Here is a 15,372-nt window from a genome sequence, read left to right as displayed (position 1 = left end):
TTAAACCTCCTCAAGACCAATGTAACCCATCATTCTTCCAGTTTTGCCATGCTCGCTTCGATGAGAGAAAAACAGGTCACTGCAGCTTGTACAATAGTCACTCACAAGAATGTTGTCTTCTAATACGCCTGCTTTTAACAACAAGTGTTTATTCACAGCTTTTAAATCCAGCTGATACGTACCTTCGTTATGTGTGAAGAATTGTTCAGAATCGGATGCCACCTCGATTACGTTTTCGATCACCCTGTCATCAACTTCATAACAGCATTTTCCGATCGATGGCCCTATTGCAGTTACGATATCTTTAGGGTCGATACCATCATCTTGCCACCTTTGAATCATCTCTCCAGCAATATCTTTCGTTGTTCCTTTCCAGCCTGCGTGGGCTATTCCAACCCTTTTCGCGGAAGGGGAGTAAAAATATACGGGTACACAATCAGCATACAGTGCTGCCAACATCAAACCTTTTTCATCCGTATACATACCGTCCATACCACGTATTGCGGATTCATGATCAAGCGTTCCGCGCCCTAAATCATTCGCAGTAATGTGAGCAATATCATTCCCATGGATTTGCTCTGCAACTACCCAATTCTCGAGCGGTGTGCCTATCGCCTTACTAAGTATTTTTCTATTAGTCAACACATCTACTGGATGGTCAGGCACATGATAACCGAGGTTTAGACTAGCGAACGGATCTTTACTTACACCGTTCAACCGAGTCGAAAACCCAGCTTTGACTTGACCTCCATCTCTTCCGAAATGAAGTGCCAAAGTAGTCATGTCAGAAGTATCTAAAAACAGTTCGTTTCCCACAGCTATATCCCTTCATTTCTATACAAGTTTACACTCTATTTTATCATAATATGTTGAGAAGAAGGGATATAGATTGTGAGATATTGGCTACTCATGACTCTTTTTGGAAAGATTCTGAATCTGATGAATCGTAATATTTAACTAATATAACATCGGAACCTATTTTTACGATGTTGCGCCAAGGAATCACGAGATCACTCTCACGCGCAAAAAAACCCATCATTTTTCCTTGACCCGGGATAACGATCGCTTCGATTTTACCTGTCGTCAAGTTTATTTCTAGATCGGCTATATGTCCAAGTTTTTTTCCGTTCGATACATTTACAACATCCTTAACTTGAAATTCAGAGATTTTTATCATCACACCTCCACCTTTCCATTTTATTATATGAAAAGTGGGCAATAGAAAAGACCTGTTTAACAGGTCTCGTTCTAACTTTGTATATTTTTATTCATTTGCTGGATTGCTGCCTTTTCAAGCCGTGATACTTGAGCTTGAGAAATTCCGATCTCATCTGCTACTTCCATCTGCGTCTTCCCTTGAAAGAAACGCATTTGAAGAATCATGTTCTCCCGTTGATTCAGTCTCATCATTGCTTCTTTTAATGCGATGTCTTCTAGCCAATGAAAGTCCTTCTGCTTATCATCGCTAATTTGATCCATTACGAAAATCGGATCTCCACCATCATTGTAAATCGGCTCAAATAACGAGACAGGGTCTTGAATGGCATCAAGAGCGAAGACAACCTCTTCCTTCGTTACACCGAGTTCCTTTGCAATCTCAGTTGGATTCGGCTCTTTGGAGTTTTTCGTCATCAATTTGTCCCTGATCTGGAGGGATTTATAGGCAATATCTCGAAGCGATCTTGAAACCCTGATCGGGTTGTTGTCCCTGAGATATCGTCGTATTTCACCGATAATCATCGGCACTGCGTAAGTTGAGAATTTCACGTTTTGCGATAAATCGAAGTTATCAATGGATTTCATAAGACCAATACATCCGACCTGAAAGAGATCATCAACGTATTCACCACGATTGTTAAACCGTTGAATGACGCTCAAAACGAGACGTAAATTTCCATTTACTAGCTCTTCTCTTGCAGAAATATCACCTTCCTGCATCTGTTTGAAAAGAACTCTCATCTTTTCATTTTTCAGAACCGGAAGTTTGGATGTATCTACTCCACAAATCTCGACTTTGTTTCGTGTCAACTCTTTCCCTCCTCATCGGAGATGCTGTCAAAGTAAAGTATCTCCGAGAGTGGGAAAATTATGCATTTATCATTTTAAGAATGTTAGACCATCTTGTTGAATTCTTTTCGAAGCCTTTTGATGATACGCTTTTCTAGCCTGGAGATGTAAGATTGAGAAATACCGAGAAGATCAGCAACATCTTTCTGTGTTTTCTCTTCATCGCCTGCAAGACCGAACCTTAGTTCCATGATCTGCTTTTCTCGAGGGTTCAATGTTTCAAGAGCTTTCACAAGCAATTTCCGGTCTACTCGTGCGTCGATTCCTTTCGTGATGATATCTTCATCAGTTCCCAATACATCAGATAAGAGCAGTTCGTTTCCATCCCAATCGACATTAAGAGGTTCATCGAATGAAACCTCCGAACGAATTTTGTTATTACGACGCAGAAACATCAAGATCTCATTTTCAATACACCTAGAAGCATATGTTGCTAGCTTGATTTTCTTTTCAGGATTGAATGTGTTGACAGCTTTGATCAGCCCGATCGTTCCGATACTGATCAAGTCTTCAATATTAATCCCTGTGTTTTCAAACTTACGTGCGATATAAACAACGAGGCGCAAGTTTCTTTCGATTAAAATCGATCGTGCAGCCTTATCACCACCAGGCAATTTAATCAAAAGATGGGCTTCTTCTTCTTTCGTCAAAGGAGGCGGAAGTGCTTCACTTCCTCCTATGTAATAGATTTCGTCAGGTTTAATTCCGAGTTTGATTAAGATTCTCTGCCACCAGAGTACAACTTTTATCTTTAATTTGCCCATGCAGTAAACCTCCTCAATCTGTTTGTTTCTTATCTTTAAGAAGCATTTGCCTTTTCAGCTAGCATTTTGGGATGAAGGATGCAACTGTACTCTTTCTCCCCTGATAATGACTGGAAACTGAGCCCTACTAGTACTTTTTTGACAACGATCGTTTCTTCATTCGTTGAAATTTCCACTGCGTCAGGCTTTATCGCACATAAAAATTGATGATCTTGTCCGACGGCTCGAAATGGAACGATTCTAAGCCGATGCTCCCACCTGTCCACCTCTCCCTCACTTTGAAAGTCAGTTACATTTTTTGCTTTTTTAAGAAAGTTCTCTGAAAAATGGTTTGCATGGATGGTCATATCGAGAATCATGACGGGAGCTCCTGATAATGGATCCTTTAGTTGATTCCCACTGTCGATAAGTGCTGGTGCAGTCACGATCACATCATCGATCATGATTTTAACGCTGGCTATTTGGTCATAGTGAATTTTTTTCGCCTCGATATCACCTAACCTTTTCTTAGAAAAAAACCATACGGATGGAAAACCAACGAGCACAAACACCCAGCTGACAGGATCTCCAAATCCACTCCCCTGTGTAGCGATCGCTCCGTTATAAACACCTACTTCCTGTTTTAAAAAATAGTGCGCACCAAGCATGCCTCCACCGATCATAAACGTGACAAAATAGAACAGCAGCCAACTTTGAATGAAGCTTCGAAACCTTGTAAACCCAAACGTTATGCTTACGATGATAAACGAATAAAATAATTTCACAATCGGATGGACCATAAACTCCAACCCAGGAATAAAAAGAAAAATGACATATAACGAAGCGAATAGAGCGCCAGCAGCAAGTCGTCTTTTACGAACATGACGCTTAAGCAGCAAACTGGTAAGCATCAATAGCATGTAGTCAAAGCAAACGTTCAACAGCCATATTACGTCCAGATATACAGCCACCTGCTGGCTCCTCCCTATCGAATTTGAATTCTAGTATAGACTAGTTTGGATTGAAAGACTGTCAAATCGTGCCGCGAATACCGAGGTTATTTTGCATAATTATCACTATTTTTGTCACCCTTAGCGCAAAAAAAGCCGTCCATCACTGGACGACTAAAGTACGATCACCTTTGCAAAACATCATTCATTCGCTGTACTCCTGTGTTCGTAGGGAAAAGCTCTACGCAATCATATCCCGTTAAATTCGCTTCCATTACTGCTTTTAGTTTCTTAGCTGTCCCTATTGGTGTAAAGATTAACAAAGTTGGACCCGCGCCACTCAAGGCTGCACCATAAGCTCCCCAATCGACAGCTAAACGCTGAACACGTTCAAGATCTGGGACAAAATGTTTTCTGTATGGTTGATGAAATAAATCTTCATTCATCAAAGCTCCTGCTTGTTGCCAATTATTGCTCACTGCAGCTGCTGTAAAGACATTTGCAACACTACTCGCTTTGACTGCTTCTTCAAAGGTCAGACTCTTTGGAAGAACAGAGCGTGAGTCAGTTGTTTTTAATTTTCGTTCTGGTATTAAGGCAACGAATTCAACATTTTCAACGTTTTGAACGACAGAATCAAGGTCACCAAGTCCTGATGCGATGACAAGCCCTCCATATATGGAAGCAGCGACATTATCCGCATGCCCTTCAAACTCAGCAGCATACCTTACTTTTTCCTTAGAAGTAAGCGCAAGCCCCATCGTGATGTCTGCAATTTCCACGCCAGCTACGATTGCTGCCGCGCTACTTCCAAGTCCTCGTTCAAGGGGTAATTCACTCGTCATCGTTACGCGTTGCGGTTCAGGGGTTTTCTGTACCGACACTGCGATCGATTCGATCACTTTGTAAACCAAGTTTTCCTTACCTTGAGGAAACGTTTCTTGAAAACCGATGTAGTAAAAAGCCCACTCAGACGAAGGTTCGAACTTTACATGAAGATAACGATTTATCGCAAGACCGATCGAATCAAACCCCGGGCCAAGATTTGAAGTACTTCCTGGAATTTTTAATGAGACAGGTTGTTTCAATGACTAACACATCCCTTTAACTCCTCGAGAAAACTTCCTTTATCAGCAGCAACCACCCGCGGCTTGACGAGAACAGTATCCATAGCTGTTGACGGATCTTTTAGTCCGTTTCCTGTTAAAACAGCAACGACTGTGCTTCCTTCTTGTATTTCATTTGAAGCCACTTGTTTCAAAACTCCGGCGATTGAAGCACATGATGCTGGTTCTGCAAACACTCCTTCTTTTTTTGCAAGAAGCTGATAAGCATTTAAGATCTCTTCATCTGTAACGCTGTCGATTTTACCACCGGATTCTACGACAGCGTCTTCCGCTAACTGCCAGCTGGCTGGGTTTCCAATCCTGATCGCAGTAGCGATTGTTTCTGGGTTTTGTATTATTTTCTTTTTGACGATGGCTGCAGAACCCTCTGCTTCAAATCCTCTCATCTGAGGCTTTTTCTCATCTGAAAGATACTCTTTAAATCCTTTCCAATAAGCTGAGATGTTTCCAGCGTTTCCTACTGGAATCGCTAGCACATCAGGGGATTTTCCAAGTTGATCACATACTTCAAAAGCGGCTGTCTTTTGTCCTTCCAAGCGATATGGATTCACTGAATTAACGAGAGTGATCGGTTCAGTCTCTGCAATCGAACGAACCATACGAAGCGCTTCATCAAAATTCCCATCGATTTCAAAGATTTCTGCACCGTAAATCATAGCCTGCGCTAATTTTCCTAATGCGACCTTTCCTTTTGGAATAACGATGATGCAACGTAAGCCAGCTCTTGCTCCGTACGCAGCAGCAGCTGCTGCAGTATTCCCCGTCGAAGCACAAATGATTGCATCGCTACCTTCTTCCTTCGCTTTTGCTACTGCCATTACCATACCTCTATCTTTAAACGATCCTGTTGGGTTCGCTCCTTCAATCTTTACGTGTAGAGAAATTCCAAGCTCTTCTGACAGCGTATTTAATTTAAGTAGAGGGGTATTCCCCTCATTTAAACTTAGTGCAGGAGTATCTTCAGTAATCGGTAAAAAATTCTCATAGTGTTTTAACAACCCGTTCCAGACTGACATCACATTCCCTCCACTCGATACCTGCTTTTCACCTCGACCACCACATCTAAATCATTGAGTTGACTATGAACGTCTTCGAATGCTTGATGATTCGTTTCATGAGTGATGATGACGAGCTCTGCAGTTCCATTATTAATCACTGGTTCTTGGATTAACTTTTCAAGACTGATTCCATGGTCCTTAAATAAGTGTGAAATCTTTGAAAATGCTCCAGCTTCATCTTTTACAAACAATCTGATGAAGTATTTGCTCTTAATTTCATCATCTTTCTTCAGCTTACGTTCATGTTGAGGAAGAATGACACTCTTACCATTTACTCCAAGACGCATGTTTTTGATAACGGCGACTAGGTCAGATACAACCGCTGTAGCTGTTGGTAGTTGACCTGCACCAGGACCATAGAACATCGTTTCTCCGACTGCCTCTCCATACACATAAACAGCATTGTACTCATCATTTACAGAAGCAAGCGGATGGCGCGATGGCAATAGAGTTGGCTGAACAGAAAGTTCGATCGATCCGTTTTCTGAACTTGCGATCGAAAGTAGTTTGATAGTATACCCTAGTTTTTTACTATAAGAAATATCTTCAGCATCAACTTCAGTGATCCCTTTAATCTTGACGTCATCTAATCCTACTTTCATCGAAAACCCGAGTGTTCCGAGGATGACGACTTTCCGAGCTGCATCTAGCCCTTCCACGTCAGCAGTTGGGTCAGCCTCAGCAAAGCCTAGATCCTGTGCTTCTTTTAATACACTTTCATACGGCACATTGTTTTTAGTCATTTTTGTGAGGATATAGTTTGTCGTGCCGTTCACAATCCCCATCAGCTTTGTGATTCGATCAGAGGATAGACCTTCTACTAAACTTCTAAGAATTGGAATCCCACCTGCAACACTAGCTTCATAGAAGAGGTCACTTTCATTTTCAACCGCAGCCGTTAATAACTCTCTTCCATGTAAAGCCATTAAATCCTTGTTGGCTGTTACAACATGTTTTTTATTTTTTAACGAAGCAAGGATATACTCTTTCGCTTGGTCGATACCACCCATTACTTCGATCACTACATCTACTTCAGGATTATTGATCACTTCATCTGGATCCTGTGTTAACAACTCCTCGTTAACATCGACCCCTCTGTTTTTCTCAATATCTCGAACGAGAACCTTTCCTACCTTCACCACACAACCAACGCGCTGTTGAAGCTCCTCCTGATGGGATTCAATCATATGTACCACTCCACTACCAACAGTCCCAAGTCCTAACAGTCCTACAGATACGCTCTCCTTCATATTCTCCACTCCCTTATGTCCTCCTGAAAAGGACGTTTGTTTTTATATAAGGGACATTATACGTGTCATCCTTCACAAACACAACCACCTTTACAGAAAAATTTGAAATATTTAAAGAAAAGCAAAGTTTCGCGTTTAGACACGAAGTCATTGGAGCGCTTACAAAAGAACACGGTCTTTGTGTTCATTTGTAAGAGCGAAATGACGCAGTGTCTGCGAAACGTAGCTGGACACCACGAAAAGCGTAGACGAGCGTTTAGAAACGGAGAAATTGGAGCGCTTTCATGTGAACACGCTTTTTGTGTTCATTTGAAAGAGCGAAATTTCGTAGTTTCTGCGAGTCCCAGCTGGACATCCGAAAAGCGAAGTTTCGCGTTTAGAAACGGAAAGATTGGAGCGCTTTCAATAGAACACGTTCTTTGTGTTCAATTGAAAGAGCGAAATCTTGTAGTTTCTGCGAAACGCAGCTGGACATCACGAAAAGCGAAGTTTCGCGTTTAGAAACGGAATATTAAACCGCTTTCAAAACCAATAAAAAAACCAGCTCAAGTATGAGCTGGTTTTAAAACAATTATCTTCTGCGCTTACGGTTACGCAAGAAAGTAGGAATATCTAGTGTATCGTTAGATTCCTCTACGCGAGAACCAAACTTTGAAGGTTCTGGTTGCTGTACTTCTTCCTCTTCTTGTTTCGGCTGCTGAATTGGTGCACCCTGTTTAGACTGAGTAGAAGGGCGAGGAACAGATTTTTTCTTGTTTTCGTTCTCGTCGAATCCAGTCGCGATCACTGTTACAAGGATTTCGTCTTTAAGTTCTTCGTTAATTACTGAACCGAAAATCATGTTCACATTTTCATCTGAAGCTGAAGAAACGATATCAGCTGCTTCGTTTACTTCATAAAGACTCAGGTTAGATCCACCTGTAATGTTCATAAGAACACCTTTAGCGCCATCGATTGACGTTTCAAGCAACGGACTAGAAATCGCTTTTTTCGCAGCTTCAGAAGCACGGTTCTCACCTGTTGCGATTCCGATTCCCATCAATGCAGATCCTCTTTCAGTCATGATCGTTTTCACGTCTGCAAAGTCAAGGTTAATAAGACCTGGTACAGCGATTAAGTCTGAAATACCTTGTACACCTTGGCGAAGTACGTTATCCGCTTCACGGAACGCTTCTAGCATCGGTGTGTTTTTGTCAACGATTTCAAGTAGACGGTCGTTAGGAATAACGATCAACGTATCGACCTTTTCTTTTAGCATCGCAATTCCAGATACCGCTTGAGTTGAACGCTTTCGGCCTTCAAATGTAAATGGACGCGTAACGACCCCAACAGTTAGAGCGCCGAGTTCTTTAGCGATCTCAGCAATGACCGGAGCTGCTCCAGTTCCAGTTCCGCCTCCCATACCAGCTGTTACGAAGACCATATCTGCTCCACGAAGTGCTTCTTCGATCTGCTCTTTGCTTTCTTCAGCTGCTTTTTTACCGATCTCAGGATTGGCACCTGCACCAAGACCTCTAGTCAATTTGCCACCAATTTGCATTTTCACTTCTGCTTTCGCAAGGTTCAATGCCTGTGCATCCGTATTGACAGCAATGAATTCTACACCTTGAACTCCATTTTCAATCATTCGGTTAACAGCATTGCTTCCGCCACCGCCGACACCGATTACTTTTATTTGTGCTAATTGTTCCATATTCATATCAAACTCTAACATCTCAGGTCCTCCTAATCTTGTAATGCCCTTTATTCAACAAATAAATTAAAGAAGTTCTTAACTTTTTCTTTCATTCCTGGAGAAGACTTTTCCCCCGACTGAGGTTCAGGTTTGCTTTTACGCTTGGGCTTCACTTCATCCTCAGGGTTTAACGAAGCTGCAACTTCTTTGCCCTGAATCTTTACGTTTTTGTACGTAAATTGGATTAGACCAATGCCAGTTGTATATTGAGGTTCACGAACTCCAATATAGTCAGGAACTGCAACGCGTACATTATGTTGGAGTACGTCTCTTGCAAGCTCGAGTATACCATCCATTCCTACCATTCCTCCGGTAAGAACAAATCCACCAGGCAATTCGCGTATTCCCAAACGCCTAATCTCGTCTTCTATCAATTCTAACATCTCTTCAATACGAGGTTCTATAATATGTGCCAATTCGAACTGATTAAATTCTTGTTCTGCTGAACTTCCAATCGTAGACACTGTAAATGCCTCTTCTTCAGAAGCAAGATCAACAAAGGCATTACCATGCTTGATCTTGATCCGTTCAGCTTCTTCAGTCGTTGTTCTTAAACCAATCGAAATGTCTTTCGTTACGTTATCTCCACCGATAGGAAGAACGGAAGTCGCTTTGAGAGAACCCTCTTCAAATATAGAAATTGTCGTCGAACCTGCTCCCATGTTCACAAGTGCCACCCCTAGGTTTTTTTCGTCCTTAGAGAGAGCCATCGCACCACATGCTAGCGGCTGAAGACAAATATCAGCAATTTCAAGGCCTGCTTTCTCAACACATCTCAATAAATTATGTAATACGGTTTTAGAACCTGTAATAATCGTGCCTTCCATTTCAAGACGAACACCGATCATCCCTCTAGGATCTGTGATGCCATCTAACCCATCCACCACAAATTGACCTGGGATCACATCGATGATCTCACGCTCAGGAGGTATAGAGACTACCTGTGCTGCATCAATTACTCTCGCGACGTCTTCGTCATGAATCTCACGGTCCTCACTTGAAACAGCCACTACTCCATGACATGGCTGAAGCTGAACATGATTTCCATTAATTCCAACGATAACGGAGCGAATCGATAAACCTACCATTCTTTCTGCATTTTCTACTGCCTGTTTAATTGAACGAACAGTTTCATCTATATCCACAATCGATCCTTTACGAATTCCATCGGATGGTGCACTACCTACTCCAAGGATATTCAATGAATCGTTTGTCATCTGGCCAATGATCACTTTCACATTGGATGTACCGATGTCTAGACTCACATATACTTCGTTGCTGTTCATTCTCCTGGCACCTCCTTCGAATTGCTACCTATTTCAGGTATTTGTAAATTCTCTATAATAGGGTCGAATAAACCTCCAACACCTTTATATTCACATTTTTTTCTGTTAGTAAACCTCTTTTTAACAGAAAGGTACTGATCGCCATAAGAATGCGATATAAGGACACTATTCCACAAAACCGTTAATTTCCCTTCTTTTGACCAATATTTTATAAGTTTTTTTAGTCGTTTTACTCAAAAAATAAATTTGGTAGTTTCTAAGTCTTTTGTTACTTTACAGAAAGAACATACGTATAAGTCTACACCAAGTAGAACATGTAGAAAAGACAAGGATTGAGCTCCATACAAAAAGGTTCAATTCGCCTTTTCTAGGATACTAGAGAAGTAAAATTCTCTGAATCATAAAGGTTCGTACAAAAAAGCTCATCCTTGTCCATTAGGAAGATACTCATAGGTAATTTCTCGCTTATGATTCGGATTTTTCTTCAACGACTGTTTCATAAGGTTCAAGCCAGCTTCCTTCATTTAAAAATAGAACGCCTTTTGGTTTGTCCTTAAGTTCCTTAACGATCAATGGGTAATTGTTTATTCGTTCTGCAAAACTTCTGATGCTCGTCCGAACTTCATACCCATCACTCATAAATAACGTGAGGTTGAATGCATTATTTTCTTTTGGTTCGTAGTGAATCTCTGAAATTCGGTTGATCACACTCATTTTTACTTTTGTTAACTCTCCTGCCATCTCTGACAGCTCTGTACTTTCATCCCATTGAAGTAGAATCGGTGCATTGACAGGGGTATCTCCCTTTCCTAAAGCATCGAGGATCGTTCCGGTCTGAAGTATCGGAAAATAGTTAGTGCCTTTTTTCAGATAGGCTACTCGTTCATTCTCAGTTACTTCAATGTTAACCGTAGCAGGAAATTGTCTTGTAACGTCTGCATTTGCTATTTCTTTTGAACTTTCGATTTGGGATGCTACTTCTTTTTTGTTGATGTTCCAAAAGCTAACACTTTGATCAAGACCACTCAACTTCTCAATCTCTTTCGTAGCGATAAAATGATTACCTGAAACTTGTATCGTACGAATATGGCTCAGAGAAGATTGGAAGTAAATAATCAACAAAATTAAAAAGAAGAAGATTGATAAATAGACGATCAGTCTTCTGTTTGCACGCTGTTTACGCTGCGCTTTTAATGTCGGAATCCGATCTTCTATCGTTACTACTTTACGATCTTCCATCCTTTTGCCCCCGTCTTGAAATGTAATTCTTCAAAGTGCTCAATTTCATATCATGGCAACCGCACGGCATGATAAAGAAATACTGCTTATTTTCACCATTATAGCATATTTTTAGGGCTTTTTATTCAGTCATGAAAAATGTTTTCTAAGTCAAATATCGACTAAATTAGCCTTTTGTTAAGTAAAAAAAGAATTTCAATATAAAAACGCTCCATCAATTGGAGCGTCTTAGCTAATTGAAAAACATAAACTTTTGCAATACCTACGCCGAAGAAGTTTGAATCCCTCTTGCTCCTGTCGGCGAACGCCCTTTGAACCACTGGAGTCAAGCAGGGATTCACTCCTACTAGTATATATGAAGTAAAACTTTCCGAACGATTAAGGAAAACCTTCTATGCGTCATTTCAACTTGTTTTAACATCTAAAACTTTGCATACCGGCTGATATTCAACAAGACTCCCATCGCTACTAACATAAGCGTCAATGAGGATCCACCATAGCTTAGAAAAGGAAGCGTGATTCCCGTAACAGGCATTAAGCCAGTTACTACTCCGATGTTGATCATCACTTGAATTGCCACCATCCCGATAATCCCAACAGCGAGTAGGCTACCAAACAAGTCAGGTGCTCTAAGTGCAATTCGGATCCCTCTCCAAAGGAGAAGCGCAAACAATAAGATCACGAAGCTTCCACCAATAAAACCAAGCTCCTCTGACAGAATAGCAAATATGAAATCTGTTTGAGGTTCCGGTAAATAATAAAACTTTTGTCTACTTTGCCCTAGACCAAGACCCATCAATCCTCCTGGTCCGATCGCATAGAGGGATTGAATAATTTGAAATCCGCTACCGAGCGGATCACTCCACGGGTCGAGGTAAGAGGTGATACGAGCGATTCGATAAGGTGCTGAGAGAATCAACCCTATGAAGCCGGCTATCCCGAGTACCCCTAACCATGCAAAATGTGAAATCTTCGCACCTGAAATGAAGATCATGACGACACAGGTACCGACCATAACGGCACCTGTACCGAGATCAGGCTGAAGCATGATCATCGCAAATGCTACTAGTACAAGACCTAGTGATGGCACGAGTCCTTTTTTAAATGATGTGATGCGTTTCTGATTTTCTGAAAGGTATTTCGCTAGAAACGCAATCATCGCTAACTTTGTAAACTCTGAGGGTTGGATCGAAAACGCACCAACACCCAACCAGCTTCTCGCTCCACCTCTTACTAATCCCACCCCTGGGATCAGGACAAGTATTAAAAGAAAGAAGCAGATGATAATTCCTAACTTCGACCACGTTCTCCACGTCCAATATTCCACATTCATTACGAAGAACATTGCAATGACTCCAACCCCTGCAAAAAGAAGCTGTCTTTTTGCGAAGAAGAAGGCGTCATCGAATTTATAAGAAGCCCATACTGCACTCGCACTATAGACCATTACCAATCCGATTGCTAACAGAGCAAGTGTCACAGTTAAAAAGATCAGGTCTGGCGTTGATTTTGTTTTCGGCAATGAGTCCACACCCCGTTATCGTCGATTTACCCACCCTTCTCGGATAAGCATGACAACCTTTCATTAGAGTTTATGCATTGCGTCAATAAAAATGTCTCCACGCTCTTCAAACGTTTTATATTGATCCCAACTTGCACATGCAGGTGACAATAAAATCACTTCACCATCTGTTGAAAGATTGAAAGCTGTAGGAACAGCTTTTTCTACATTATCGACAACTGTTACGTTCTTCAATCCTGCTTTGTTTGCAGTATCTTGAAGTTTTGGTGCTGTTTCGCCAAAAGTTATGAGATGTTTCACTTTTTCTTGAAAATATGGAATAAGATCATCGAAATCATTTCCTCTATCGAGTCCCCCCGCTAACAAGACTACCGGTTGTTGGAACGAATCCAGTGCTTTTTTTGTTGCGATGGAGTTCGTTGCTTTAGAATCGTTGAAGAACTTTCGACCTTTTACTTCTCCAACGAACTGTAAACGGTGTTTAACGCCATGAAAATTCGTAAGTTCTTCATAAATCTTTTCATTCGAAACCCCAGATAGTTTTGCAACTGCAATCGCAGCTAGCGTATTTTCTATATTTTGTTTCATTGAAAGATCAGCGATCTCGATTACTTTCTCACCTTTAAACATGATAAAACCATCGACGATCGTAACACCGTCGACCTGCTTAGTTGCAGAAAACGGAATTAACGTAGCATTTGAAGCGCGAGCAAATTCTGTTACGAGAGGATCGTCAGCATTGTATACGGCGTAATCTTCTTCTTTCTGATTAGCAAATATACGAGCTTTTGCATTTGCATAGGCTTCTTTAGAACCATGGTAATCAAGATGAGCTTCATAAATATTCAGGAGAACTGAGATGTGTGGATGAAATTCCTCCGTACCTTGAAGCTGGAAACTAGAAAGCTCTGTTACGAGCGTTTGATCTGGCGTTGCTTTCGCTGCAACTTCGCAGACAACTGTCCCAATATTACCAGCAACGATTGGATTTGAGCTCGTCCCACTGAGCAACTCACCGATCAACGTCGTCGTCGTCGTTTTCCCGTTCGAACCCGTTATTGCGATGAAAGGTGCTTCAGAGATCTTTCCAGCCACCTCTACCTCAGTAATGATTGGAATGCCTTGTTTTTCAGCTTCCTGCAAAAGTGGGTTATGATATGGAATCCCAGGGTTTTTTACGATTAATTCAGTGCCATCAAGCAATGAAAGCGGATGTCCTCCTCCAACTACGGTAAACCCATCCTCACTAAGTTCCAGTGCTTGTGGGTTTTTTGATACTTCTTCTCGATCATTTACCACTACATTAGCGCCAAGGGAGCGAAGTAGTTTTGCTGCAGCAAACCCACTTTTCGCAATCCCCATCACTAATACTGAACGACCATTGTAAAAATCTTTGTTCTTCATTACAACCACACCTCTAGATAAATTCCTAACGCTGCACAAATTAATCCAACAGTCCAGAATGTTGCAACTACGCGCCATTCTGTCCAACCAGAAAGTTCGTAGTGATGATGAAGAGGACTCATCTTAAACACACGGTTACCGGTCGTTTTAAATGAAGCTACCTGAATGATGACCGATAAGGTCTCGATTACGAATACCCCACCGATTACAACTAAAAGTAACTCGAGCTTCGTCATAATCGCAACAGCTGCTAGCGCACCACCTAATGCTAGAGACCCAGTATCACCCATGAACACTTTTGCCGGATGTGCATTGAAGACTAGAAATCCAAGTACCGCACCGACAACACTTACAGAGAAGATCGCTACATCGTACATATATGTAGCTGCCGCTAGAATCGCGAATGCTCCAAACGCAATGGCTGATGTTCCTGCAACGAGTCCATCTAGACCGTCTGTTAAGTTTACGGCATTCGAAGCACCGACTAGCATAACGAAAAGAAGTACAACATAACCGATGCCAAGGTCAAAGCTCAACTCTGTTCCTGGAACGTGGATAGCTGTGTCAAATCCAATCGTACGTAATCCAAAATAAACAAGAATCGCGATGAAAACTTGACCAAGCAGCTTTTGTTTTGAAGTTAAACCAAGGTTTCGTTTCTTAACAACCTTGATAAAGTCATCTAAGAATCCAATCAAAGCATATCCGACGGTCACGAAGAGCAACAGCCAGATCTCCATAGAGATCTCATCGTACTTCAACGCGATCGCTACTGTACCAATAATGATTGCAAGAATGATAATAAGTCCGCCCATCGTTGGGGTACCTGACTTTTTCTGGTGAGACTTCGGCCCTTCGTCTCGTATACTCTGACCGAATTTCAGTCTCCTTAAGAATGGAATGAATACTGGAGAGACCAGTACTGCAATGATAAATGATGTTAATAAACTAAAAATTAATAAACGTTCAATCAATGTCCTGCCTCCTTAAA

The 15,372-nt window shown here is 41.4% G+C and carries 14 protein-coding genes; all 14 read right to left on the bottom strand.

What is annotated here, in order from left to right:
- Complete coding sequence (pgeF, locus tag PFZ69_RS14620) at positions 1-816, bottom strand: peptidoglycan editing factor PgeF (RefSeq protein ID WP_270181798.1); 816 nt, start codon at positions 814-816, stop codon at positions 1-3.
- Positions 817-907: 91 nt separating this feature from the next.
- Positions 908-1,177 carry a YlmC/YmxH family sporulation protein gene (locus PFZ69_RS14615; protein WP_224881928.1) on the bottom strand — a complete coding sequence of 90 codons (270 nt, stop codon included), beginning with the start codon at positions 1,175-1,177 and terminating at the stop codon, positions 908-910.
- A gap of 71 nt (positions 1,178-1,248) precedes the next feature.
- Complete coding sequence (gene sigG / locus PFZ69_RS14610; protein WP_270181797.1) at positions 1,249-2,028, bottom strand: RNA polymerase sporulation sigma factor SigG; 780 nt, start codon at positions 2,026-2,028, stop codon at positions 1,249-1,251.
- A gap of 83 nt (positions 2,029-2,111) precedes the next feature.
- Positions 2,112-2,831, bottom strand: coding sequence for an RNA polymerase sporulation sigma factor SigE (gene sigE / locus PFZ69_RS14605; protein ID WP_270181796.1), 720 nt, complete (start codon positions 2,829-2,831; stop codon positions 2,112-2,114).
- Positions 2,832-2,866: 35 nt separating this feature from the next.
- Positions 2,867-3,781 carry a sigma-E processing peptidase SpoIIGA gene (spoIIGA, locus tag PFZ69_RS14600; RefSeq protein ID WP_270181795.1) on the bottom strand — a complete coding sequence of 305 codons (915 nt, stop codon included), beginning with the start codon at positions 3,779-3,781 and terminating at the stop codon, positions 2,867-2,869.
- 164 nt (positions 3,782-3,945) lie between these two features.
- Complete coding sequence (gene thrB / locus PFZ69_RS14595) at positions 3,946-4,848, bottom strand: homoserine kinase (RefSeq protein ID WP_270181794.1); 903 nt, start codon at positions 4,846-4,848, stop codon at positions 3,946-3,948.
- Positions 4,845-5,903, bottom strand: coding sequence for a threonine synthase (gene thrC / locus PFZ69_RS14590; RefSeq protein WP_270181793.1), 1,059 nt, complete (start codon positions 5,901-5,903; stop codon positions 4,845-4,847). The genes thrB and thrC overlap by 4 nt, the downstream gene beginning before the upstream one ends.
- Positions 5,903-7,195, bottom strand: a complete 1,293-nt coding sequence (locus tag PFZ69_RS14585; protein ID WP_270182058.1) for a homoserine dehydrogenase — start codon at positions 7,193-7,195, stop codon at positions 5,903-5,905. Before PFZ69_RS14585 ends, thrC begins: the two co-directional genes overlap by 1 nt.
- A 571-nt stretch (positions 7,196-7,766) precedes the next feature.
- Positions 7,767-8,909: a cell division protein FtsZ gene (gene ftsZ / locus PFZ69_RS14580; protein ID WP_270181792.1), complete on the bottom strand. Its 1,143-nt coding sequence runs from the start codon at positions 8,907-8,909 to the stop codon at positions 7,767-7,769.
- Between the two features lie 29 nt (positions 8,910-8,938).
- Positions 8,939-10,216 (bottom strand): cell division protein FtsA, encoded by a 1,278-nt coding sequence (gene ftsA, locus PFZ69_RS14575; RefSeq protein WP_270181791.1) that lies wholly within the window; start codon positions 10,214-10,216, stop codon positions 8,939-8,941.
- Positions 10,217-10,681: 465 nt separating this feature from the next.
- Positions 10,682-11,455 carry a cell division protein FtsQ/DivIB gene (locus tag PFZ69_RS14570; protein WP_270181790.1) on the bottom strand — a complete coding sequence of 258 codons (774 nt, stop codon included), beginning with the start codon at positions 11,453-11,455 and terminating at the stop codon, positions 10,682-10,684.
- 421 nt (positions 11,456-11,876) lie between these two features.
- A complete protein-coding gene (gene spoVE, locus PFZ69_RS14565) occupies positions 11,877-12,977 on the bottom strand; it encodes a stage V sporulation protein E (RefSeq protein WP_270181789.1) in 1,101 nt (366 codons plus the stop codon).
- Positions 12,978-13,040: 63 nt separating this feature from the next.
- Positions 13,041-14,381, bottom strand: a complete 1,341-nt coding sequence (murD, locus tag PFZ69_RS14560) for a UDP-N-acetylmuramoyl-L-alanine--D-glutamate ligase (RefSeq protein ID WP_270181788.1) — start codon at positions 14,379-14,381, stop codon at positions 13,041-13,043.
- Positions 14,381-15,355, bottom strand: a complete 975-nt coding sequence (mraY, locus tag PFZ69_RS14555) for a phospho-N-acetylmuramoyl-pentapeptide-transferase (RefSeq protein ID WP_270181787.1) — start codon at positions 15,353-15,355, stop codon at positions 14,381-14,383. Before mraY ends, murD begins: the two co-directional genes overlap by 1 nt.
- Positions 15,356-15,372: the final 17 nt, after the last annotated feature.

Origin of the sequence: Alkalihalobacillus sp. CinArs1, from assembly GCF_947387515.1 — a bacterium.
GTDB lineage: Bacteria > Bacillota > Bacilli > Bacillales > Guptibacillaceae > Guptibacillus.
The sequence above is the reverse complement of the archived record's forward strand: the minus strand, read 5'-3'. Positions and strand labels throughout refer to the sequence as shown.

Bases quoted from the DNA above. Each gene is read 5' to 3' on its own strand.
- PFZ69_RS14570 (WP_270181790.1), bottom strand. From the start codon at position 11,455: ATGGAAGATCGTAAAGTAGTAACGATAGAAGATCGGATTCCGACATTA.
- PFZ69_RS14615 (WP_224881928.1), bottom strand. From the start codon at position 1,177: ATGATAAAAATCTCTGAATTTCAAGTTAAGGATGTTGTAAATGTATCG.
- thrC (WP_270181793.1), bottom strand. From the start codon at position 5,903: ATGTCAGTCTGGAACGGGTTGTTAAAACACTATGAGAATTTTTTACCG.
- sigE (WP_270181796.1), bottom strand. From the start codon at position 2,831: ATGGGCAAATTAAAGATAAAAGTTGTACTCTGGTGGCAGAGAATCTTA.
- PFZ69_RS14585 (WP_270182058.1), bottom strand. From the start codon at position 7,195: ATGAAGGAGAGCGTATCTGTAGGACTGTTAGGACTTGGGACTGTTGGT.
- murD (WP_270181788.1), bottom strand. From the start codon at position 14,381: ATGAAGAACAAAGATTTTTACAATGGTCGTTCAGTATTAGTGATGGGG.
- ftsA (WP_270181791.1), bottom strand. From the start codon at position 10,216: ATGAACAGCAACGAAGTATATGTGAGTCTAGACATCGGTACATCCAAT.
- ftsZ (WP_270181792.1), bottom strand. From the start codon at position 8,909: ATGTTAGAGTTTGATATGAATATGGAACAATTAGCACAAATAAAAGTA.